11 protein-coding genes and 9 pseudogenes are annotated in these 22,731 nt (G+C 65.8%); 10 read left to right on the plus strand and 10 right to left on the minus strand.

Translation table 11 applies throughout. The features are described from left to right. Positions 1-41: 41 nt before the first annotated feature. A complete protein-coding gene (locus U5N23_RS03695; RefSeq protein WP_322591485.1) occupies positions 42-542 on the minus strand; it encodes a hypothetical protein in 501 nt (166 codons plus the stop codon). A 315-nt stretch (positions 543-857) separates the two neighbouring features. Here U5N23_RS03695 and U5N23_RS03700 point away from each other — a divergent pair. Together U5N23_RS03700 and U5N23_RS03705 are read left to right on the plus strand one after the other, a co-directional pair. Beyond that, positions 858-2,524 (plus strand): annotated as a pseudogene (locus tag U5N23_RS03700) (MFS transporter). 195 nt (positions 2,525-2,719) lie between these two features. Next, positions 2,720-2,923: a hypothetical protein gene (locus U5N23_RS03705; RefSeq protein WP_291472404.1), complete on the plus strand. Its 204-nt coding sequence runs from the start codon at positions 2,720-2,722 to the stop codon at positions 2,921-2,923. Between the two features lie 141 nt (positions 2,924-3,064). On the opposite strand, the gene U5N23_RS03710 is transcribed toward U5N23_RS03705, so the two are convergent. Both U5N23_RS03710 and U5N23_RS03715 read right to left on the minus strand, forming a co-directional pair. Next, positions 3,065-4,183: an ABC transporter substrate-binding protein gene (locus U5N23_RS03710; protein WP_322591486.1), complete on the minus strand. Its 1,119-nt coding sequence runs from the start codon at positions 4,181-4,183 to the stop codon at positions 3,065-3,067. Positions 4,184-4,377: 194 nt separating this feature from the next. Further along, positions 4,378-5,493 (minus strand): ABC transporter substrate-binding protein, encoded by a 1,116-nt coding sequence (locus tag U5N23_RS03715; protein WP_322591487.1) that lies wholly within the window; start codon positions 5,491-5,493, stop codon positions 4,378-4,380. Positions 5,494-5,676: 183 nt separating this feature from the next. Between U5N23_RS03715 and uvrA the strand changes: the two are divergent. The 4 genes and pseudogenes from uvrA (at position 5,677) to U5N23_RS03735 (ending at position 14,831) form a co-directional block, all read left to right on the plus strand. After that, positions 5,677-11,510: pseudogene (gene uvrA / locus U5N23_RS03720) on the plus strand (excinuclease ABC subunit UvrA). Positions 11,511-11,683: 173 nt separating this feature from the next. Next, positions 11,684-12,190, plus strand: a complete 507-nt coding sequence (locus U5N23_RS03725) for a hypothetical protein (protein WP_322591488.1) — start codon at positions 11,684-11,686, stop codon at positions 12,188-12,190. 158 nt (positions 12,191-12,348) lie between these two features. Next, entirely contained in the window at positions 12,349-14,202 is a 1,854-nt protein-coding gene (locus U5N23_RS03730) for a hypothetical protein (RefSeq protein ID WP_322591489.1), read from the plus strand. Positions 14,203-14,492: 290 nt separating this feature from the next. Next, positions 14,493-14,831 (plus strand): hypothetical protein, encoded by a 339-nt coding sequence (locus U5N23_RS03735; RefSeq protein ID WP_322591490.1) that lies wholly within the window; start codon positions 14,493-14,495, stop codon positions 14,829-14,831. 50 nt (positions 14,832-14,881) lie between these two features. Here U5N23_RS03735 and U5N23_RS03740 read toward each other — a convergent pair. Together U5N23_RS03740 and U5N23_RS03745 are read right to left on the minus strand one after the other, a co-directional pair. Beyond that, positions 14,882-15,457: pseudogene (locus U5N23_RS03740) on the minus strand (arginine deiminase-related protein); the annotation flags it as partial. A gap of 266 nt (positions 15,458-15,723) precedes the next feature. Next, positions 15,724-16,068: pseudogene (locus U5N23_RS03745) on the minus strand (arginine deiminase-related protein); the annotation flags it as partial. A gap of 176 nt (positions 16,069-16,244) precedes the next feature. On the opposite strand from U5N23_RS03745, the gene U5N23_RS03750 reads away from it, so the two are divergent. From U5N23_RS03750 to U5N23_RS03760, 3 genes and pseudogenes are all read left to right on the plus strand, one after another. Beyond that, positions 16,245-16,676 (plus strand): Lrp/AsnC family transcriptional regulator, encoded by a 432-nt coding sequence (locus tag U5N23_RS03750; RefSeq protein ID WP_322591491.1) that lies wholly within the window; start codon positions 16,245-16,247, stop codon positions 16,674-16,676. Between the two features lie 113 nt (positions 16,677-16,789). After that, positions 16,790-17,755: pseudogene (locus tag U5N23_RS03755) on the plus strand (Bug family tripartite tricarboxylate transporter substrate binding protein). Between the two features lie 80 nt (positions 17,756-17,835). Continuing rightward, positions 17,836-18,665: pseudogene (locus U5N23_RS03760) on the plus strand (NYN domain-containing protein); the annotation flags it as partial. A gap of 1,380 nt (positions 18,666-20,045) precedes the next feature. Here the strand turns inward: U5N23_RS03760 and U5N23_RS33060 are convergent. From U5N23_RS33060 to U5N23_RS03780, 5 genes and pseudogenes are all read right to left on the minus strand, one after another. Further along, positions 20,046-20,543: a nucleotide-binding domain containing protein gene (locus tag U5N23_RS33060; RefSeq protein ID WP_416208566.1), complete on the minus strand. Its 498-nt coding sequence runs from the start codon at positions 20,541-20,543 to the stop codon at positions 20,046-20,048. A gap of 1 nt (position 20,544) precedes the next feature. Beyond that, a pseudogene (locus tag U5N23_RS03765) lies at positions 20,545-21,438 on the minus strand (four-carbon acid sugar kinase family protein). 3 nt (positions 21,439-21,441) lie between these two features. Next, a complete protein-coding gene (locus U5N23_RS03770; RefSeq protein ID WP_322591509.1) occupies positions 21,442-21,690 on the minus strand; it encodes a RuBisCO large subunit C-terminal-like domain-containing protein in 249 nt (82 codons plus the stop codon). A gap of 100 nt (positions 21,691-21,790) precedes the next feature. Next, positions 21,791-22,048: pseudogene (locus tag U5N23_RS03775) on the minus strand (RuBisCO large subunit C-terminal-like domain-containing protein); the annotation flags it as partial. 34 nt (positions 22,049-22,082) lie between these two features. Next, positions 22,083-22,415, minus strand: a pseudogene (locus U5N23_RS03780) (RuBisCO large subunit C-terminal-like domain-containing protein); the annotation flags it as partial. Between the two features lie 104 nt (positions 22,416-22,519). Between U5N23_RS03780 and U5N23_RS03785 the strand changes: the two are divergent. Continuing rightward, positions 22,520-22,731, plus strand: a 212-nt coding sequence (locus tag U5N23_RS03785; protein WP_322591493.1) for a hypothetical protein, incomplete at its 3' end; no start/stop codon positions are given.

Here is a 22,731-nt window from a genome sequence, read left to right on the forward strand (position 1 = left end):
AAGCCCCGCCACGCAAGTGGCAGGGCTTTTGTTTAGGGGGGTCAGCGGCCCAGCGCGGTAGCCACGAATTCCTCGGCCTTTTTCTCCGAGCGCATGGAGGCCACCACGGTACGCAGCTCCAGGATCTTGGCCTGTAGCTCGGCCATCGACTTGCACTTTTCGAGCTGCAGGGCCAAGGGCTCGCATGCGGGGCCCAGCAGGTCTTCGAGTGCCTTGGTGGCGCGCCGGGTGCTGCTGCGCAGGTCCTGGGGCGGCGCAGCGGCGGTGGCCGCAGCCGGGGCATCGCTTGCTGCGGCGGTGGTGGGGGAGGGAGGGGCTGCGCCACCGGGCTTGCCACCAATGCCAGTCCCCAGATCGACCAGCGCCTGGCCAATGCGCAGGGCCTCGTCGAGGCTGCCACAGGCCTGGGCCAGGTCCTGCAGGCGCTTGCTGCCGTCCACCAGGATCAGGATGGTGCGCTCCCGGGGCGCAAGCGCGCGGTCGCGGTGCTTGATGGCCTCGATCCCTTGGTCTGTCTTCTTGAGGACGGTGAGGGCTTGCATGGGTCCCCTGTATTGGTTGGCAGATGCTGTCCATAAGCGGGCGATGGGCGAGCACCCTGGCGCATGGATGGTGTGCGTGGGGCCCGAAGGGCCGCCGGGGCGCACATATCCTGCTCGTGGTTTTCCCTGCTCATGGTTCGGTGAATCCGGCGCTTTGGGCACCCGTTCCCAAGGGCGCCTAGCGCTTTGTAAGTATCGGTTCAGTTTAGCGCAAGCCTTTGTTGGTTTGGCGTCAGAGGAGAGTCAGTGCCTTCCCGAAGAATGACCTTGCCCGCCACTGCGCGGACTCACAAATCACCAGGAGACACAGACACCATGGCAACCATCCATCCCGCACCGCGGCCGATGTCGCCCGAAGAGCGCAAGGTCATCTTCGCGTCATCGCTCGGCACCGTTTTCGAGTGGTACGACTTTTATCTTTACGGCTCGCTCGCGGCCATCATCGCCAAGCAGTTCTTCAGTCGGGCGTCAATGAAACCGCTGCCTTCATCTTTGCCTTGATGGCGTTTGCCGCGGGCTTCGCGGTGCGCCCGTTTGGCGCGATCGTGTTCGGCCGCCTGGGCGACCTGGTCGGCCGCAAGTACACCTTCCTCATCACCATCCTGATCATGGGTGCGTCGACCTTCTTCGTCGGCTGCCTGCCCAACTACGAAAGCATCGGCATCACCGCCCCGGTGATCCTGATCGTGCTGCGCCTGCTGCAGGGCCTGGCGCTGGGCGGCGAGTACGGCGGCGCTGCCACCTACGTGGCCGAGCACGCGCCGCACGGCCGGCGCGGTGCCTACACCGCCTGGATCCAGACCACCGCCACGCTGGGCCTGTTCCTGTCGCTGATGGTGATCCTGGGCACCCGCACCATCGTGGGCGAGGAAGCCTTCGCCGACTGGGGCTGGCGCATACCGTTCCTGGTGTCCATCGTGCTGCTGGGCATCTCGGTGTGGATCCGCCTGTCGATGAGCGAATCGCCTGCCTTCCAGAAGATGAAGGCCGAGGGCAAGACCTCCAAGGCGCCGCTGAAGGAATCCTTCGGTGAGTGGAAGAACCTGAAGATCGTGCTGCTGGCGCTGGCGGGCCTCACGGCCGGCCAGGCGGTGGTCTGGTACACCGGCCAGTTCTACGCCCTGTTTTTCCTGACGCAGAGCGCTGAAGGTCGACGGCGCCACGGCCAACCTGCTGATCGCCGCCGCGCTGCTGCTCGGCACGCCGTTCTTCATCGTGTTCGGCGCGCTGTCGGACAAGATCGGCCGCAAGAAGATCATCATGGCCGGCTGCCTGCTGGCCGTGACCTACTTCCCGATCTTCAAGTCGATCACGCACTACGCCAACCCGGCGCTGGCGAAGCGCGCAAGCCAAGCTCGCCGGTCGCCGTGGTGGCCGACCCCACCGACTGCTCGTTCCAGTTCAACCCCGTGGGCACCGTCAAGTTCACCAGCTCGTGCGACATCGCCAAGCAGGTGCTGGCCGGCGCTTCGGTGAGCTACGAGAACGCCCCTGCCGCAGCAGGCACGCCCGCTGTGATCAAGATCGGCGAAACCTCCATCACCGGTTACAGCAGCAAGGGCCTGCCCGCTGACGAAGCCAAGAAGAAGGGCGGCGAGTTCAAGAAGGCCGTGGCCGAGGCCCTGAAGGCCGCTGGCTACCCCACCAAGGCGGACCCCGCCCGCATCGACAAGGTCATGGTCATCGCGATCCTGCTGTCGTTCCTGGTGCTGCTGGTGACCATGGTCTACGGCCCGATCGCCGCCATGCTGGTGGAAATGTTCCCCACCCGCATCCGCTACACCTCCATGTCCCTGCCGTACCACATCGGTAACGGCTGGTTCGGCGGCCTGCTGCCCACCACGGCATTCGCCATCGTGGCCCAGACCGGCAACATGTACAACGGCCTGTGGTACCCCATCATCATCGCCGCTGCCACGGTGGTGATCGGCGGCCTGTTCATCAAGGAAACCAAGGACGTGGACATCTACGCCAACGACTGATCCGTGATGCCTGACCGGTGACCCTGCGGGGTTGCCGATCGGCACCGACCGGTGTGCAGGGCCCAACCCGCAAGGGGCGGGCCCTGTGTTCCATCAAGGGGCTTGGGCCGCGCACCCAGTACAACCGATAACCCTGCGCGCCAGCAGGCCCCTTGATTGAACAAACCCATTCCCAAGGACCCAAGGAGATTTTTTATGTGGAAGATTGTTGTTGGCTTCGTGCTGTTCGCAGCGCTGTCGATGTACGTGATCATCGTGGCGGGCGACAAGGCCGACATGGGCGGTGAAAAACACGGCGCTGATGCCGTGCACGTGCCAGAAGCCCCCGCCAGTGCCGCCGCACCAGCGCCTGTGGCGGCCCCTGCTGCGGCACCTGCCGCTCCGGCCAGCGCCCAGTAAGCGTTCCGCCGCGTGGCCTGCAGGCGCCACTGGGGCGCCCACCACCCGCGATGGCGCACAATCCAAAAAGCCCGGGGCGTTGGCCCCGGGCTTTTTTTTTGCCGCTGCCGCGTCCAGCGTCAGCGTTCAGTGCCTCAGGCCTCAGCGTTTGAAGCGGCCGTCACTGCCAATGATGGAAAGATCGGCAAACACCAGGCCACTGTGGTCGGTGGGGCTATAACTCAGTTCCACCCCGCCCAGGTCCCATTTCTTGATGCTCTCCAGCCCGGCGTGCAGCTTGGCGCGGTCAGGCTTGGGCCCCGCGCGCTTGAGACCCTCCACCAAGACCTTGGCGCTCACAAAGCCCTCCACCATGGCGGGAGTGAGGTCGGAAATATTCTTGGCCCGTGCCAGCTCCATCGCCTCCTTGACGACGGGGTAGTTGAGCGAGCGCTCGGATGGGAACACCTGCGTGACCACCACGCCCCGGGCCTGGTCGCCCAGCAGTTTCACAAAGCCGCCCGAAGCGTTGTTGGACAGCGTGACGATCTGGCCATTGACGCCTGCAGCGCGCAGGGCCTTGATGCCGTCCACCACCGCCGCGCCCGTGCCAATGAAGACCACGGCCTGCGGCTGCTTTTGCGCCACACGCGGCGCAATCGCGCTGTAGTCGGGCTTGGCGCGGTCAAATTTCTCGATAAAAAGCGCGTCCAGCTGATTGGCCTTGAAGCCGGACTGCGCACCTGCGAGGCCATCGGCGCCAAAGGTGTCGTCCACATGCACCACACCAATCCGCTTGATGCCCAGGGTGTTGAGGTGGGTGATGGCCTTTTCCACCTCGCGCTGGTAGGGGGCGCGCACGTTGAAGATGTACTTGGGCACGGGCTGGTGGAGCACCATGGCGCCGGTGGACGGGCCCACCAGCGGCACGCCGTGCTGCTCCAGCAGCGGCATGATGCCCTGGGTGTGGGGTGTGCCGCGTGTCATGAACAGGCCGATCACGCCCTTTTCCTCGATCAGCGTCTTGGTGTTCTGCAGCGTGAGCTTGGGGTCGAACTTGTCGTCCAGCGAGATCACCTCGACCTTCTGGCCGCCCACGCCACCCTTGGCATTGATGTGGTCGATGTAGAGGGCCGCGCCCTGCATGGATTCGGCGACCGTGGCGGCCGCCGAGCCGGTGATGCCCACCGTCTGGCCGATGAGCAGCTGGGCGTGTGCGGCGCCGATCCCGAGGGCGGCCAACAAGGTGCAGAGCCTGCGGGCCCGGTCAATCTTCTTCATGGGTTGTCTCCTGCGTATGGAGCGCCCGAGTGTAGGCACGGCCAGCAGCCGGACAACTGTAGAAACGCGTAGTACCGGGCCTAGCCAGGCCCGTACCCGGGCCAACTTACAAGGGCGGCGATGCCGCTCCGCTTGCGCTTCTTCCTGTGAGCCGCGTGAGAGGAGGGAGAGCGACGGAGTCGCTCAGGGGGATGTCACCGCCGGAACCGGCCGTCCGTGCCGATGATGGACAGGTCGGCAAAGTCCAGGCCCGTGTGGTCGTCCGGGCCGTAGCTCACCTCCAGCCCGCCCAGGTCGAATTTCTTGATGCTTTCCAGCGCCGCATGGATCTTTTCGCGGCTGGGCTTGGGGCCTGCACGCTTGAGGCCTTCCACCAGCACCTTGGCGGCGGCATAGCCCTCCAGCATCGCCGGGCTGATTTCCGTCAGGCCCTTGGCCTTGGCCAGTTCCTGGGCCTCCTTGACCATGGGGTAGGTCACGGCCCGCTCGTTGGGGTAGACCTGCGTCACGATCACACCGCGCGCGTTGGCGCCCAGGCTCTTGATGAAGCCGCCCGAGGCGTTGTTGGACAGGGTCACGATCTGCGCCGTAGAGCCTGCTGAGCGCAAGGCATTGTTGCCATCGACCACGGCAGAACCCGAGGCGACCATCAGCACCGCCTGGGCATCGGCCTTGGTGATCTTGGCGGCAATGGGCGGGAAGTCGGGCTTGGCACGATCGAATTTCTCCACCACCACCGGTGTGAGCTTGGCGGCTGCCAGGCCCTTCTGGGCGCCAGCAATGCCATCGGCGCCAAAGCTGTCGTCGGCATATACCAACGCAATGCGCGTGATGCCCATGGAGGCCAGGTGGGTCATGGCCTTCTCGGCCTCGCGCTGGTAGGTGGCGCGCACGTTGAAGATGTATTTGCGAACGGGCTGGTGCAGCACCATGGCGCCCGTGGAAGGACCGACCAGCGCCACGCCGTGTTTTTCCAGCAAGGGAATGATGGCCTCGGTGTGGGGCGTGCCGCGTGTGAGGAACAGCGCTGACACATTGTTTTCTTCGATCAGCTTGCGCGCGTTTTCTGCGGCCAGCTTGGGGTCGAACTTGTCATCGAGCGAGGTCAGTTCGATCTTCTGGCCGTTGACGCCGCCCTTGGCGTTGACTGCATCGATGTAGAGCAGGGCGCCGTCGGTGGTTTCTTTCACGCCTGCGGCCACCTGGCCGGAGAAGCCTGCGGTCTGGCCGATCAGGATCTGGGCCTGGCCCGGGCTGCACAGGGCGGCGGCCAGGGCCGCTGCGGCCCCCCATTGTGTCCATTTATACATGGTCGTCTCCTTGGATTTGTCGGGCTACTCTAGACAAATGTGCCGTGTTTGCGAACCGGCATAACCCGATGTCGTGACAGGGCTTGTCAGTAGGCGTGCAACCGAGGGGGTATTGCGGCAAGCCCGGACGGGCGCCACTGCGGTGCCTAGAATGTTTCGCCTCACCCTCGAAAGACCGCCTCCATGACCCAGGGACAGATCCGCATCCGTGGTGCGCGCCAGCACAACCTCAAGAACCTGGACCTGGACATCCGCACCGGCGAGCTCACGGTGGTGACCGGCCCCAGCGGCTCGGGCAAGTCCAGCCTGGTGTTCGACACGCTGTTTGCCGAGGGCCAGCGCCGCTATGTGGAGACCTTCAGCGCCTACGCGCGCCAGTTCCTGGACCGCATGGACAAACCGGCGGTGGACCGGGTCGACGGCGTGCCGCCCGGCCATTGCCATCGACCAGACCAACCCGGTGCGCTCCTCGCGCTCCACGGTGGGCACGATGACCGAGCTGAACGACCACCTGAAGCTGCTGTTTGCGCGCGGCGCCGAGCTGTTCGACCGCGAGACCGCGCTGCCGGTGCGGCACGATTCGCCGGAGACCATTTATGCCGAGCTGCAGCAGCGCAGCGCGGCGGCTGGCGATCCGCGCATCGTGCTGACTTTCCCGGTCGAGCTGCCTGCCAACACCAGCGCTGAGCAGGTCGAACAATGGCTGTCCGCCAGTGGCTTCACCGCGGGTGCAGGCCGAGCGCGTGGCAGGTGGCCCGACGCCGGCAGCCAAGAGGCCAAGCCGCCAAAAAAAAGCAGTGCTGCGACGTGGTGGCCGACCGCTTCCGCATCGGCACGGCCGAGCAGGCCCGCGTGATGGAGGCCATCGAGGCCGGCGCTCGAAGCGCGGCGGCGGCCAGCTGAATGGTCTACCGTGCTGGCGGAAGACGAGGCGCCGAGCCCGAGATCTGGCGGTTTTCCACCGGCCTGCACTGCCCCGAAAGCGACCTGCGCTACGCCGACCCCACCCCGTCGATGTTCTCGTTCAACTCGGCCGTGGGTGCCTGCGAGGCCTGCCGGGGCTTTGGCCGGGTGATCGGGGTGGACTACGGCCTCGTCATCCCCAACGACAAGCTCACGCTGCGCGCCGGCGCCATCAAGCCCATCCAGACCCCCGCCTGGAAAGAGGCGCAGGACGACCTGATGCGCCACGCCGAGGCCGCCGGCATCCCGCGCGACACGCCCTGGTACAAGCTCACGCCCGAGCAGCAGCACTGGGTGAAGGGCGGCTCGCCGAACTGGAACGGCAAGTGGAACCAGCAGTGGTACGGCATCGAGCGCTTCTTCGAGTACCTGGAGAGCAAGGCCTACAAGATGCACATCCGGGTGCTGCTGTCCAAGTACCGCAGCTACACGCCGAGTGCCCGAGCTGCGGCGGCGCGCGCCTCAAGACCGAGAGCCTGCTCTGGCGCATGGGCACGCAAGGCCCAGGCCGATGCGGTGCTGCCGCCCGCGCAAGCGCTTCCTGCCGCAGGGCGTGCAGTGGACGCGCGAGCAACTGGAAGCCTTGCCGGGCCTGTGCCTGCACGACCTGATGCTGCTGCCGATGGACCGGCTGCGCCGGTTCTTTGACCGCTGACGAGCCTGGCCGGTGGGTCGACGCCGCCAAGCGCCGGCCAGGCCCAGGCGCTGCAAGCCTGCTGTTCGAAGAAATCACCACGCGCCTGCAGTACCTGTGCGATGTGGGCATTGGCTACCTCACGCTGGACCGGCAGAGCCGCACGCTCAGCGGCGGCGAGGTGCAGCGCATCAACCTCACCACGGCGCTGGGCACCTCGCTGGTCAACACCCTGTTCGTGCTGGACGAGCCCAGCATCGGCCTGCACCCGCGCGACATGCACCGCATCACCGAGGCCATGCTGCGCCTGCGCGATGCCGGCAACACCCTGGTGGTGGTGGAGCACGACCCGGCGGTGATGCTCGCGGCCGACCGCCTGATCGACATGGGCCCGGGCCCCGGCGAGCGCGGCGGGCAGATCGTGTTCGACGGCACGCCCGAGCCGATTTGCGCAGCGCCGACACGCTCACCGGCGCCTACCTCGGCGGGCGCAAGCACGTGGGCATGGGCTTCAAGCGCATGGTGACCGACATCCACGCCGCGCCTCATTCTGGAAGGCGCGCGCGAGCACAACCTGCAGAACGTGACGGTCGAGTTCCCGCTGCAGCGGCTGGTGGTGGTCACCGGCGTGTCGGGCTCGGGCAAGTCCAGCCTGATCCAGGATGTGCTGGCACCCGCGCTGCTGCGCCACTTCGGCAAGGCCACCGACACGCCCGGCGCGCACGACCGCCTGCTGGGCGCCGACCACCTGTCCGATGTGGTGTTCGTCGACCAGTCGCCCATCGGCAAGACCGCGCGCTCCAACCCGGTGAGCTACGTGGGCGCCTGGGACGCCATCCGCGAGCTGTTCGCCGAAGCGCCGCTGTCGCGCCAGCGCAGCTACACCGCCAGCAAGTTCAGCTTCAACAGCGGCGACGGCCGCTGCCCGACCTGCGGCGGCTCGGGCTTCGAACATGTGGAGATGCAGTTCCTGAGCGACGTGTACCTGCGCTGCCCGGACTGCGACGGCAAGCGCTACCGCCCCGAGATTCTGGAGGTCGAACCATGCGAGCGCGGCGGCGCGCGACGCTGAACGTGGCCGACGTGCTGGACCTCACGGTGAGCGAGGCGGCGGCGCGGTTCGCCAACGACCGCGAGGTCATCCGCGCGCTGCAGCCCATCGTGGACGTGGGGCTGGAATACGTGAAGCTGGGCCAGCCGGTGCCCACGCTTGTCGGGCGGTGAGGCGCAGCGCCTCAAGCTGGCTGGCTTCCTGGCCGAGGCGGCCGAAGCGCCAGCGCCAGTCGCGCCAGGCCGTGGCGCGCAAGGGCACGCTGTTCCTGTTCGACGAGCCCACCACCGGCCTGCACTTCGACGACATCGCCAAGCTGATGCGCAGCCTGCGCAAGCTGCTCGACGCGGGGCATTCGCTGATCGTGATCGAGCACAACCTGGACGTGATCCGCGCGGCCGACTGGCTGATCGACCTGGGCCCCGAGGGCGGCGAGGCGCGGCGGGCCTGAGTCGTGGCCGAAGGCACGCCCGAAGATGTGCGGGCGCATGCCACTTCGCACACCGGGCAGGCGCTGCGCGACTATGAGCTGGCGCTGGGCGTGGGCGGCCATTCGGTGCACGAGAAAGCCGCTGTGCTACGAAAAAAAGAGCTGCTTGGGCAAGAGGGAAGCGCGCAGGAGGCCAAAAACGCCATCGAGATCGTCAACGCCAAGGAGCACAACCTGAAGAACCTGAGCGTGGACATTCCGCGCGGCAAGTTCAACGTGGTGACGGGCGTGAGCGGTTCGGGCAAATCCACGCTGGCGTTCGACATCCTGTTCAACGAAGGCCAGCGGCGCTACCTGGAATCGCTCAACGCCTACGCCCGCAGCATCGTGCAGCCTGCAGGCCGGCCCGAGGTGGATGCGGTGTACGGCATCCCGCCCACCGTCGCCATCGAGCAGCGCCTGTCGCGCGGCGGGCGCAAGTCCACCGTGGGCACCACCACCGAGGTGTGGCACTTCTTGCGCCTGCTGTACGTCAAGCTCGGCACGCAGCATTGCATCAAAGACGGCGCTGCCGTGCAGCCGCAGACTCCCGAGAGCATTGCCGCGCAGTTGCTCACCCAGTTCCGCGGCCAGCACATCGGCCTGCTCGCGCCGCTGGTGATGAACCGCAAGGGCGTCTACACCGAGCTGGCCGACTGGGCCCGCCCGCGTGGCTACACGCACCTGCGCGTGGACGGCAACTTCCTGCCCACCACCAACTTCCCGCGCATCGACCGCTTCAAGGAACACACCATCGAGCTGCCCGTGGCCAGCCTCGACGTGACGCCCGAGAACGAGGCCGCACTGCGCTCCGCGCTGGCCGATGCGCTCACGCACGGAAAGGGCGTGGTGCATGTGCTCAGTGGCATCACAGGCCTGCGCGAGGCCATGGAGGACGGGCAGCCCACAGCCGGTATTGGCGCGCTGCAGGCGTTCTCCACCAAGCGCGCCTGCCCCGTGTGCGCGACGAGTTATGCCGAGCTGGACCCGCGCCTGTTCAGCTACAACAGCAAGCACGGCTGGTGCCCCGACTGCGTGGGCACGGGCGTGGAGCTCACCAAAGACCAGCGCAAGGTGTTTGACGACTCGGTGCAGCGACGACAAGGAAAAGGGCCGCGAGCAGACCTTTGCCGAGCCCGAGGTGGAAGACCTGGCCGACACGGCCTGCCCGACCTGCAGCGGCACCCGCCTGAACGCCACGGCCCGTGCCGTGCGTTTTGCAGGCGTGGGCATCACCGACATCGCCGCGCTGTCCGTCACCGACGTGCGCCGCTGGGTGGAGAACTTGCGCGTGGAAGGCGGCATGACGGCCCGCGAGGCCGACATTGCCCGCGACCTGGTGCCCGAGATCCAGAGTCGCCTCGAATTCCTCGAAGAAGTGGGCCTGGGCTACCTCACGCTGGACCGGGGCGCGCCCACGCTCAGCGGCGGCGAGGCGCAGCGCATCCGCCTGGCCGCGCAGCTGGGCAGCAACCTGCAGGGCGTGTGCTACGTGCTCGACGAGCCCACCATCGGCCTGCATGCGCGCGACAACCAGATCTTGCTCAACGCCCTGCACAAGCTGGGCGACAAGGGCAACACCCTGGTGGTGGTGGAGCATGACGAAGACACCATCCGCCGTGCCGACCATATCATCGACATTGGCCCCAGCGCGGGCAAACGCGGCGGGCGCCTGGTGGCGCAGGGCAGCGTGGCCGACATTACCGGTGCGGAAGATTCGCATAACCGGCCGCTACCTGCTGCATGCGATGAAGCACCCGCTGCAACGCGCGCCGCAGCACGGTCGGGCCAGCGAGGAACGCGCCGCAGCGCTGCAGCTAGCAGCCCCCGCAAGCAAACGGCGGGAGCGCGGTGCACGGCGCGCAGTTGCACAACCTGCAGAACGTGACGGCCACGGTGCCGCTGCACCGGCTGGTGGCGGTGACGGGCGTGTCAGCGGCTCGGGCAAGTCCACCCTGGCGCGTGATGTGCTGCTGGCCAACGTGCAGGCCATGGTGCAGCAGCGCAGCACCAAGGCCGGGCGCGACGCGATGGACGCGGCAAGGCGCCGCCGCTGGTCGGTTGCGACGGGCCTGTCGGGCTTCGAGAGCATCGACCGCGTGCTCGAAGTGGACCAGACGCCCATCGGCAAAACGCCGCGTTCCTGCCCCGCCACCTACATCGGCTTCTGGGACACCATCCGCAAGCTGTTCGCTGAAACGCTGGAGGCCAAGGCGCGTGGCTATGCGGCGGGCCGCTTCAGCTTCAACACCGGCGAAGGCCGCTGCCCCAGCTGCGAAGGCGCGGGCGTGCGCACCATCGAGATGAGCTTCCTGCCCGACGTGAAGGTGCCCTGCGAGACCTGCCACGGCGCGCGCTTCAACCCCGAAACGCTGGCCGTGACCTGGCGCGGCAAGAGCATCGGCGACGTGCTGCAGATGGAGGTGGACGAGGCGGTGGAGTTCTTCGCCACCATGCCCAGCATTGCGCACCCGCTGCAACTGCTGAAGGACGTGGGCCTGGGCTACCTCACGCTGGGCCAGCCGTCACCCACGCTGAGCGGTGGCGAGGCGCAGCGCATCAAGCTCGTGACCGAGCTCAGCAAGGTGCGCGACGAGGTCGGCCGCCGGGGCCAGAAGGCGCCGCACACGCTGTACGTGCTGGACGAGCCCACGGTGGGCCTGCACATGGCCGACGTGGACAAGCTCATCCGCGTGCTGCACCGTCTGGTCGACGGCGGCCACAGCGTGGTCGTGATCGAGCACGACCTCGACGTGATCGCCGAGGCCGACTGGATCCTGGACCTGGGGCCGGAAGGCGGCAACGCCGGTGGCCGCATCGTGGCCGCCGCGACGCCTGAAGAGGTGGTGGCTGCGGGCACGCACACGGGCAAGGCGCTGGCGCCGGTGCTGGCACGCTGAGCTGCGCGGGGGAACGGGTGCTGAGGGTGGGGGGAGGGCGCACAGCCCCGTCGGCCCCTGTCCTACGCGCGGCGCGGAACATGGCGCACGTGGTGTGCGGTGTGGGCTTCCTACGATGGGCGGCAGGGGATTCGCTCCCCACCTTCCATCCACATCCAAGGACGCCCATCGCCATGAATACGCTCCATTTCCTCAAGACCTGTACCGCTCTCGCGGCCACCTCCGTGTTGCTGGTTGCCTGTGGCGGCGGCAATGACGACGACCCGACACCCAGCAATGAGCCCGGTGTGCTCACGGTGAGCAACGCCACCGTCGATGGCCTCAATGGCATCTACGGCAACGGTGCGCTCAACCTCACCGAGGTGGACAAGAAGAACCCCATCGGCTCCACGCCGGAGCTGTGCACCTTCCGCTTTGACGGCGCCAACAAGGTGGGCTCGTCCGCCACGGCCTTTGGCGATATCCGTTACCGCCCCGATGCCACCAGCCTGCACCAGGTGTTCCTGACCTTTGACGGCAAGGAATACGGCAGCGGCGAAGCGACGGACACCGCCGTGGTGCGCGAGAGCGACCAGGTGCGGTTCACCGGCAAGACGCTGACGGCCAGCGATGGCTCCAGCGCCACGCTGCGCGTGAGTGGCATCGTGCCGATGCGCCCCAACCGCCCCCTGGGCTGCTGAGTCCGCACTTCAACTCTCCCATTGCGTGCCTCCCTCCCCGGCCCTTCGGCCGGTTCAGCCCCTGCTGCAATAGCGCTAGGCGTTATATAAAAGTGTTGATGCCTTTGGCATAATTCCTTAGACTCCCTCTGAGCGGTTTTGCTCAGAGGGATTTTTTCATGGCAAAGCTCACGGCGGCGGGGTACAGGTTCCCTGCCCCTGCTGACGGGGTACAGGTCAACTTCTGCAAGAACGTCAGCTGCGAGGCGTTCGGCGTCCCTGAAACGCTGCACCGCGTCAGACGGTCCAAGTTCTCTCTCCCGGCCGCGGGGGACTACATCCGAGGGGGTGAGGCCGACAGGGTTCGGATGGTTTGCGCCTTGTGCGGCAGCAAGAATCCGTTGAGAAGCAACGCCGCCATCGTCGAAGAGCGGCGACGCCTGAACCAAAGCTCGTTTGACACCGAGGCTCCGGGCTGCCCTAACGAAACCTGTGACAACCATGGCTTCCTTGTGTCTGAAGCTGGTCGGTACGCCAGGTTCGGCAAAACCAAGTCGGGCACTGCGCGTTGGCGTTGCAACGGCTGCAAGAAAACCTTCTCAGAGAAAGGTAAACCCTTGCTGCGTCAACGCATGCCACACAAAAACCGGGACGTCTTCGCGCTCCTGGTGAACAAAATGCCGTTGCGCCGGATTTGCGAGGTAACAGGGCTCGGGGCGCCGGCGGTCTACGGAAAAATCGATTTCATTGGCCGGCAGTGCCAGGCGTTTGTCGCTGACAGGGAAAAGAAGCTCTACGAGGGCATGTCCTTGCCCAAGATGTACTTGGCTGTGGACCGCCAGGTTCACAACGTGAATTGGTCCAGTCGGCGCGACCGACGCAACGTCCAGCTTAGTGCCATTGGCAGTGCGGACCTCGACAGCGGCTACATCTTCGGGTTCCACCTGAACTTCGACCCGGCACTCGACCCCGTTGAGGTTGAGCGCGACGCCTCACGCCTGGGGGACCTTGGCACGTACGAGCCTTATCGCCATTACGCGAGGGTTTGGCTGAGCGCTGATTACGAAGCCGCGGTGCTCCGTGCGGCCGCCACGCCAAAGCGGAATCGACGCCGGTTGTCTGGGAGCGAAGACGCCAAGCTGCGCGTAGATATCGCGAACGACTATGACGAAACCGGGGCGCGGGCGGACGTAGAAGTAGCCGAATCGACCACCCGGGATACTGCGCTCCCTCAGCTGGGGATGCTCATCAAGGAGCAGTACACCATGCACGGCCACTTCCAGGCGCTGGCACGCATGTTGGCTGGTGCCGAAAAGGTTCGGTTCTATCTGGACCAAGACAGTGGCATGCGGGCCGCGTTCCTTGGAGCATTCGCAGCGCGCGTCACGGACCGTAGCGCGGACGCCTGGTACGTAAGAATTCTCAAGGACGCCACTATCCATGAAAAGGAGCGGGCCGTTCAAGAAGCAAAGATGCGTCTCGCAGAGGCCAAGCGCAGGTTCCCTACCCTCACCCAAGCACACCTTCTCCGTGAGTTGATGAAAGAGGAGATGGGGCGAGTGCGGGCCGTGGGTCCCTTCCACGACCTGTGGTTATCGCACCCACTTCCAAACATGAGCGAGCCAGTCAAGGAGGTGTGCTGGCTGACCGACATGGGCGATTACGACACAGAGCACGCTGCGAACTTGTACTTGAAGGCGAGCCTTCACGCGATTGACCGCTTCTTCATGCAGACGCGCCGCCTGCTGTCGCTGGCTGAGCGCTCAATCGTTACTGCGAGCGCCGAACGAAGGGTTTGGTATGGTTACTCCGCCTACAAGCCCGAGAATCTCGCGCGGGTTCTGCAAATCTTCCGGGTCTATTACAACTATTGCAAGGTAGGCAAGGACAAAAAGACGCCGGCGATGCGCCTGGGATTGGCACGGGCGCCAATCGCGATAGAGCAAGTGCTGTATTACGACCGCCCTGACACGGGCGGCGATAGGGAGGGTCGGGAAGCGAACCGCAAAGCCGGCTCCATTGCCGACCCCTGAACCGCTGAAGAAATCTTCGGCAGAAAAACGCCCTCTGAAACATGATGTCTCAGAGGGCGAATCAAGTGCTCCCGATTAGAGCGTCAACACTTTTATGTAACGCCTAGGCAATAGCGGCAGGGGCTTTTTTACTGGTCACGAGAAAGGTGCAGCCTGCTGTCCTGCGGGTGGTTCCGCATGCCTGACGGGCGCGTGGCCCATGCGCTTTCGGAGCGTGGCGGGTGCGCTGGCGGCACAATGCAGCGGTGCTTTTGCGGCGCCGTGGCCGCGTTGCACACCACTCGTCGCCCATGCCAAAACAACCCTCTGCCCCACCCACCGTGGTGTGGCTGCACCCCGATGCACCGCCCAAGCCTGCCGAAGGTGCGCCCTGCAACGGCTGCGGCCTGTGTTGCCTGGCCGAGCCCTGCCCGCTGGGGGTACTGGTCTCGCGGCGCCGCAAGGGCGCCTGTGTGGCCCTGCGCTGGAGCGATGCGGACCAGCGCTACTGGTGTGGCATGGTGGCCGACCCGGGCGGCGTGACGGGGCTCACCCAGCCCTGGGCGGTGCGTGCGATGTCGGCGCTGGCGCGGCGCTGGATCGCGTCGGGCATCGGCTGCGATGCGCGGATGGATGTGGAGCAACCATAGACAGGGTTGGCTAGTTTGCTATTAAAAATATAGCTATAAAGGTATATCCATCAGGCGGCAACGGCCACTTTTGCTTGAAAAATTTCACGCCGTGCCAGGTGGATGCCTGCCAGCATGCAGCGCACCGACCCGCCTGCTAGCTCGATGGTGGGCACGGCCAGCGGCAGCAGCGTGGCGCTGCGTTCGATCACCGCCTTCTGTGCGGGCGACAGGCTGGCGGCCGCGCGTGTTGACAGTGCCAGCACCCGGCCTTGTGTGCCCTGCAGCTCCAGCGCATTGCCTGCAAATTCGCCGATCTGCCAGGGGCTCAGCGCGACCAGTTCCCGCCCCGTCTCGCGCAGCCGCGCGCACACGGTGTGGCGCCGCGCGGGGTCGGTGATCAGGCCAAAACCGCCCAGCGCAAAGTCGGTGCCCACGCACAGCATCACATTCGTGTGATAACAAGGGCGGCTCTGGGCATCGGCCGTGGCAAAGGCCATGGGCTCGTAGTTGAAGTGGGTGCAAAAGCGCTCCAGCGCCACCGGGTCGGCGCGGTTGGATTGCGCGGTGTAGGCAATGCGGTGGATGTGGTCGAGCACCATGGCGCCCGTGCCTTCGAGGAACATGCCGTCGGCCTCCAGGCCCGAAGGGCCTGCTCCCCCTATTTTTCGGGGATCGCGTTGCCCGGCATGGGGCTGGATGCAAGGCGCTCGTGCGCTGCAAGGCTAACGCCTTGCGAGAGCGAGCAACGCTGCAGACGGCCCCATGCCGGGCAACCCGAAGGGAAGGTCATTCCCCGCGTGCCACTCGGCGTTGCACTCCTGGCGTGTGCGTCCGCACACGCTGCGTTGTGCGCCTTGATTGGCAAGCGGGGAATGGCCTTCGCGACCCCGAAAAATAGGGGCAGGCCCTTGTCGATCACACCCTGCACGCGGTATTCGGCCTTGAGCAGCTCGATCACGTCGCTGCGCCGCTCGCGGCGGCGGCTCTGCGCGTACATCGGATAGATGGCCACATGCCCGCCCGCGTGGGTGGAAAACCAGTTGTTGGGGAACACCGCATCGGGCGTGTGGCGCTCGCCCCGGTCGTCGAACAGATGCACGCGCACGCCGGCAGTCTCCAGCGCCGCAGCGGCGGCCGTGACTTCGGCGAAGGCGCGGCGCGCCGTGTCCTCGGCGTCCAGGCCGTTGGTGCGCGCCTGGAAGCTGTTGTCACCGGCGGTTTCGGGGTTGGGGCGAAAGTGGTGGGGGCGCACCATCACGACGGCGCTGGGGGCTTGGGTGGAGGGGGGGCATGGTGGTGGGCGGTCGCGGCGAGCACGGGACGGTTGAGGCAAAGAAGCTCCAATTTTCTGAACAGCCCATGCTATTCAATAGCGTCAGGATTGTTCAAAATGCGCTGAAAATTGCCGATCTGCCAATAGCAAGACCCACTATGACCAAGCTCGACGACACAGACCGCGAAATCATCAGCATCCTGCGCGCCGATGCGCGCACCCCCGTGGCCACGCTGGCGCAAAAGCTGCGCGTGTCGCGCGGCACGGTGCAGAACCGCCTGCACAAGATGGAGGAGGGCGGCGTCATCGCCGGCTACACCGTGCGCCTGCGGCCCGACTCCGAGCCGCAGCGCATCCGCGCGTGGATGAGCATTGCCGTGGAAGGCAATGCCGCCCCCGCCGTGATCCGCGCGCTGCGCGGCGAGCCCACCGTGGGCACGCTGCACACCACCAACGGTCGCTGGGACATCGTGGCCGAGGTGCGGGCAGAGAGCCTGGAGGCGTTTGACGCAGCGTTGGGCCGCATCCGCCTCACGCCGGGCATTGCCAATACCGAGACCAGCATCCTGCTGTCTACCTACAAGGCGTGATGTTGCGCCCCTGGCGCCTTGGCGACATGGGCTAGGGGGTTTCCGCATGCCCGCGCGGTGCGGGCTGCAGTCCAATGGCGAAGTCTTTGTTTTGCTTTTTCAGGAGCCCTGCCATGCAACGTCGCCAGATCATCCAATGGGGAGCCGCCAGCCTCGCTGCCCCCGCATTTTTGGCGCAGGCCCAGAGCTTTCCCCGACAAGCCCATCAAGCTGGTCATCGCCTTCCCGGCCGGCGGCCCCACCGACATCACCATGCGTGCGCTGGCCGACAACGCCAGCAAGATCCTTGGCCAGACGGTCATTGTCGAGAACAAGCCCGGCGCCGGCGGCACCTTGCCCGCTCAGGCCCTACAAACCGTGCCGGCCCGACGGCTACACCGTGGCGCAGATCCCGCTGGGCGTGTTCCGCCTGCCCTACACCACCAAGATCAACTGGGACCCGATCAAGGACATCAGCTACGTGCTCAACGTCACCGGCTACGCGTTCGGCCTGGTGGTGCCCGCCGACTCGCCGCTCAAGACCTGGACACACTTCGTGGCCTGGGCCAAGGCCAACCCCGGCAAGCTGAGCTACGGCTCCACCGGCACCATGACCAGCCCGCACCTGACGATGGAACTGATCGCGCAGCAACTGGGCCTGGAGCTGCTGCACGTGCCCTACAAGGGCAGCGCTGACCTGATGCAGTCCATACTGGGCGGGCAGATCATGGCGGCGGCCGACTCCACCGGCTTTGCGCCGCAGGTGGAAGCGGGCAAGCTGCGCGTGCTCAACACCTGGGGTGCCGAGCGCCTGGCCAAGTTCCCCGATGCGCCCACGCTCAAGGAATTGGGCCTGAACCTGGTGCAGAACTCGCCCTTTGGCATCGGCGCGCCCAAGGGTACGCCGGACGCAGTGGTCAAGCGCCTGCACGATGCCTTCAAGCAGGCGATGGAGCAGGACGGCTACAAGCACCGCGCTGGCCCGCTACGACATGGTGCCCATGTACATGAGCACGTCGGCGTACAAGAAGTTTGCGCAGGACACGTTTACGCGCGAGAAGGCGCTGGTAGAGAAATTGGGCTTGGCCAAACCTACCTGAGGCCACGCCCTTCGGAGGGGGCAATGCGTTCCGTGTGATGATCCGTCCCAACATTGAACGGAACACCGCGAGCATCTTTTATGGCATCCCCCTCCGACAGCATGAACATGGCCCTGTTCTGCGACTTTGAAAACGTCGCCCTGGGCGTGCGCGATGCGCGCTACGACGAAGTTCGACATCAACGGTGCTCGAGCGGCTGCTGCTCAAGGGCAGCATCGTGGTCAAGAAGGCCTACTGCGACTGGGAGCGCTACAAGGAGTTCAAGGCGCCCATGCACGAGGCCGCCTTCGAGCTGATCGAGATCCCGCACGTGCGCCAGTCGGGCAAGAACTCCGCCGACATCCGCATGGTCGTGGACGCCCTGGACCTCTGCTACACCAAGGCGCACGTGGACACCTTCGTCATCATCAGCGGCGATTCCGACTTCTCGCCGCTGGTCAGCAAGCTGCGCGAGAACAACAAGACCGTGATCGGCGTGGGCGTGAAGAACTCCACCTCCGACCTGCTGATCGCCAACTGCGACGAGTTCATCTTCTACGACGACCTGGTGCGCGAGAAGCAGCCGCGCAGGCCGCCGCCAGAACCCCGAGCAAGCAAACCCACCACCGCGGCTTCCACCGCAGCCCCGAAGAAGAGCGCGGAAGGCACAAGGAAAGCCAGGAACGCACGCCGCACCCAGGAGGCGTGGAGCTGGCCGCCGAAACGTTTGAAGCCCTGCTGTCCGAGCGCGGCGACACCGGCAAAATCTGGGCCTCGGTGCTCGAGGAGGCCATCAAGCGCCGCAAGCCCGATTTCAGCGAAGAGCCGATACGGCTTCCGCACCTTTGCCAACCTGCTGGAAGAAGCGCAGGCGCGTGGGTTGCTGGAGTTTGGGCGTGATGAAAAATCAGGCGCATACGTGTACCGCAGCCATGGTGGGCCGAGCGCCCCTGCCGCGCCCGTACGGACTGAAGGCACCGGTGAGCGCACCAATGAGCGCACCAATGAGCGCACCAATGAGCGCACCAGCCAGGGCGCGGCCACACGGCACGACTTCCATGCGGTGGCGACGGCACCCGATCTGCGTTCTCAAAGCGACGAAGGGCAGGGCGCGCCGGGCCGCAGCCGGGGGCGTCGTGGTGAGGGCGCAGACCGTGCAGACCGCGCAGATACTCGCCCCACGCAGCGCAACGAACACCTGAGTCCGAGCAGGCCGATACCCCCGCTGAGCGCCCTGCCAGCCGCTACTTCAGCCAACCTGCACGGTTGAAGCGGTGCCGTCGAAACCGGTGATCGACACCGCCCCGCCGCAAGAGCTGCGCTCTGAAGCGAAGCGGGCAGTGCAGATGCCCCGGAGGCCAGCACGTCCGCCGATACCGACAGCCCCAGGCCGCCACCGCCTCACCCGCAGCCGTGCGCGCAGTGGAGCAGCGCAAAGCCGGGTGCCAGCCCCCGCAAGGCCGCCACGCCCCGTTGCGCGGTGCGCGTGCTGCGGGTGAGCAGCCCATGCCGAACCTCCCGCCGCCGCGCCGAGGCCTCTGCCGCAGAGGCGAGACCCGCCCGCCAAGGCCCCTGCTGCGCGTCCCCGCAGCGGGCCCTGAAGCCGGCGGCCAAGCCGACCGAGTAAGGGCTACTGGCCCGTTGCGGTCGCTGAGCGCCGCAACGCCAGCCTTTCGCGCACTTCTTCATAACGGGGCGTGCAGCCGCCCGCTCCCCGCAGTGGCTGGCGCTGCCGCCGGCCAACCCGAATGCGTGGCCAGGCACAAACGGTCCGGCAACAGAACCCGGCAGGCGAACGACTGCTCTCGGCGAAGAGCTCATCCATCACCACGCAAGTAGCCCGGTTTCTCGGATATCTGCCGCCAGAGCTGCGAGGGAGGCACCTTGGGAGTCCGCAACGTACAAGCAAACTGGGGACGCCACGCTCCGCAAGAGTTGGCAAGTCTCGGCACACCCGGGTTCCCCTGTTCACGGACACCATGCGTCCGCACCTGTACACCAGCAGGCGCAGGGCCTGGCTGAGGCCAGCTTGGGGTGGCCGGTCGTAGCAATGGCCAGGCAGTTCACAGATCATCCATGCGGGGCTGGAGAAGTTTTGCAGGGCGCACGCGACATTGCGCACCGTGTACTGCAAACCCGGGCTGCCCAGATCTTCCCAGCGATCCAGTACATCCGATGGCTCCCGCGCCGATCAGCAGGGCACTCCGCACCCGCCTTGGCGGCGCCGGCCCGCCATGGCGGAGTCGCGGTGCTTGCCGACGGCGCACAAGACCGAGCCCGCTGCAGCTTCATCTGCAGCAAGCCGGCAAGATCAAGGTGGCGAGCGTCGTCGGCAGGGCCTAGAAGGCGCGGCCATCGCGAATCGCCGCGAAGTAGTCGAGTGCCGCCGATCTGACCACCGCGCCAGGGCCGAGCTGCAGCCCCTGAAACGCGGGCACATCGCTGTGGGCCACGCACAAAGGCGAGCCTGGGGGTCTGGGGCAAGGGCATGGCCACGGTGAGGGCGGGAGCGATACAGCTCCTGCAACGCGTGGCTGGAGGTATCACCACCTACAACCACCACCCGCTGCAGACCCGTGCTGGCCGCCAAGTCGCGCAGCAGGCGGCCGAGCCTGCGCCCGGTGGCGTGTGGCTCCGCATCAGTGGGCTGCTGTGCCACGGCCTCAGGCCCCATGGCGGTGTAAACAATGATGCTGTGGCCTTTGGCCAACGCAGACCGCGCCAAGGCTGCAAGGCGATATTGCTCGTCGTCACCATGTGCCCGGGAGGACAGGAGCGCGGCGTCGGCAGCGATCAGCTCAAAGCCCATGTCAGCGGCAGCCCGGATTTGGGCCGCCGTGGTTGCAGAGCAGCTCCCGGAGACCACGGCAATCTTGTCGACAGCGGGGACGCGCCTGGTGGCAGCTCGGTTGATGATTGAGAAGGCTTGATGGGCGGCACGCATTCACCAGGGCGTACTCAACCCCCGACGAACCGATGACAAGAAGGCTGCCCTCGGAACGTCGATGGCGCCACAGCTGCTGCCCGACCAGTGCTTGCGTAGGCATATCGGGCACATCCAGCAGCAGGCCGCGGGTACGCCCGTCGCGGCTGGCCATGGCGGCTTCCATGCGCGCGTCCGCGTCGGTGGACGCCAAGGCCTGCCAGTCCAAGACGCTGATGGGCGCCTGGGTCTGCTGGCCCAAGTGCAGGCACAGGTCGGCTTCATCCATGGGGGTGACCGGGTGGCGGCTCATCACGGGGTGGCGGTCAATGCGGTAGGTGACGCCATGGAGCGTGGCAAACAGATGGCCAAACACGGTATAGCGCTTGGTGGCTGTGGCACCCCCCCCACCACGGGCACCACCGCTTGTGCAAACACCTGCGCGCCAATGTCGAGGGCCGGGGGTAACCTCCCGACATGCGGTGCGCTGTCAAAGGTCAAGGCGAACTTTGTAGTGGCACACAGCGGCCTGCTGCGCGGCCAGCCGCCCCAGGGCCGTGGGCAGGTGCTGGTCCATCCAGGCAGGTGTCTCGCTGCAGCTGGTACCGGCAAGGCCAATGGCTTGCGAGTGGGCCCATAACGGACACAGCGCGAATTTGGGCCGCGGTGGCCCGGCGGGAGGGAACAGCGCCGTGCACTCGCCCGCGAGGTTGAGCGCCTCCATCGCATCGGTGGAGCCTGTGAGATCGTCGCCGTAGTAGCTGAGCAGTAACTGGGACATGGCTTAACTGCGAAATGCGGCGATGGCCTGTGCCAATGCAGGATGGGTTTGGGCATGCACCTCCAGGTCCACACCTCGCACAGCGGCTTCCCATGCTTCTTGCAAGCTCAGAACCCCCTGCGGGACGCCACCAGGGTGCCCCATGATGCCGCCGCCACAGCAGTAAATCAGGTCGGTGCTCCCCAGTGCCTGGTAGGTATCGGCCACCTGCTCTGCGGTTTTGTCCTGACGAGAACACTGGCATGACTTCACAACCCGGGTAAGGCGGCGCAAACATGGGGCGTGTGCAGGCTTGGGCGGAGCGGATCACTGACGCATCGGGCTCACTGAACTTGTTGCGCAGGCCATTCACGTGCAAATGGTCTACACCAGCCAGACGCCAGAATTGCTGGTACGCCGCGTACTCCATCCCGATATGGGGGGAGCGGCTGTAGAAACCCCAGCCCGCGCGGTGGCCGTGGATGGCCAACTGGCTGTGCTTGCGCAAGTGCACCAATGCGGGCAGCCCCACACTGGCCACGGTCACCATCACACAGTTGCCTCCCGCCGCGCGCGAAAAATCGTGGTTGTGCAGCATGGTGTCGAAGTTCATCGGTGATGTTGAAAGCATACATCACTTGGTGGCCGGTGCGCTGGGCGTACTTTTTGAGAACTGGCATGACGGCATCCACCCGGTCGCGCAAACGGTTGTGGGGGCCATTGCCTTGCAACTCATCGTCCTTGATGAAGTCAATCCCTGCGTCAGCAAGCTGGCGAACCAGTGATACAGTCGCAGCAGGACTCAGCCCCACACTGGGTTTGATGATGGTGCCAATCAAAGGTCGCCCCTGCAGGCCCAAGAGGGCACGGGTTCCCGAGATACCGAACTGCGGGCCTGGGTAAGGCCTGCGCAAAGGACGGAGGGAGTCGCAAGTCAAAACAATCGCAAACCCGAGAACTTTAAAAAGTTCAAACAGATTGCCCGCGACCGTGGCCATCCAGATTGGGGAGCGACGCCCCCAAGTTATCAAAGGGCCAGGAGATTTCGATTTCTGCGCGCTGGTATCGAGGATGGGGGCCGAGCCTGGAGGGCAGGCTCCGCATGGGCAAGGAGGGGCTGCGCCACCAGATCCAGTGGCGTCAAACGCTCAACCACCGCACTGGCCGCAGCGCGCAGGCATCCGGTTTCGCCCGGCAGGCGGGTGAAGGTACCGCAGGATTGTTCGCCCGCCAGCACCGCTTCACCGCATCCTCCAAGGGGAAGGGCGTTTCTATCCAGTACGTGGCACGGATACGCCCGTCTTGGATGGCTAG

The sequence above is a fragment of the Acidovorax sp. genome (assembly GCF_034519795.1).
Taxonomy (GTDB): Bacteria; Pseudomonadota; Gammaproteobacteria; order Burkholderiales; family Burkholderiaceae_C; genus Acidovorax.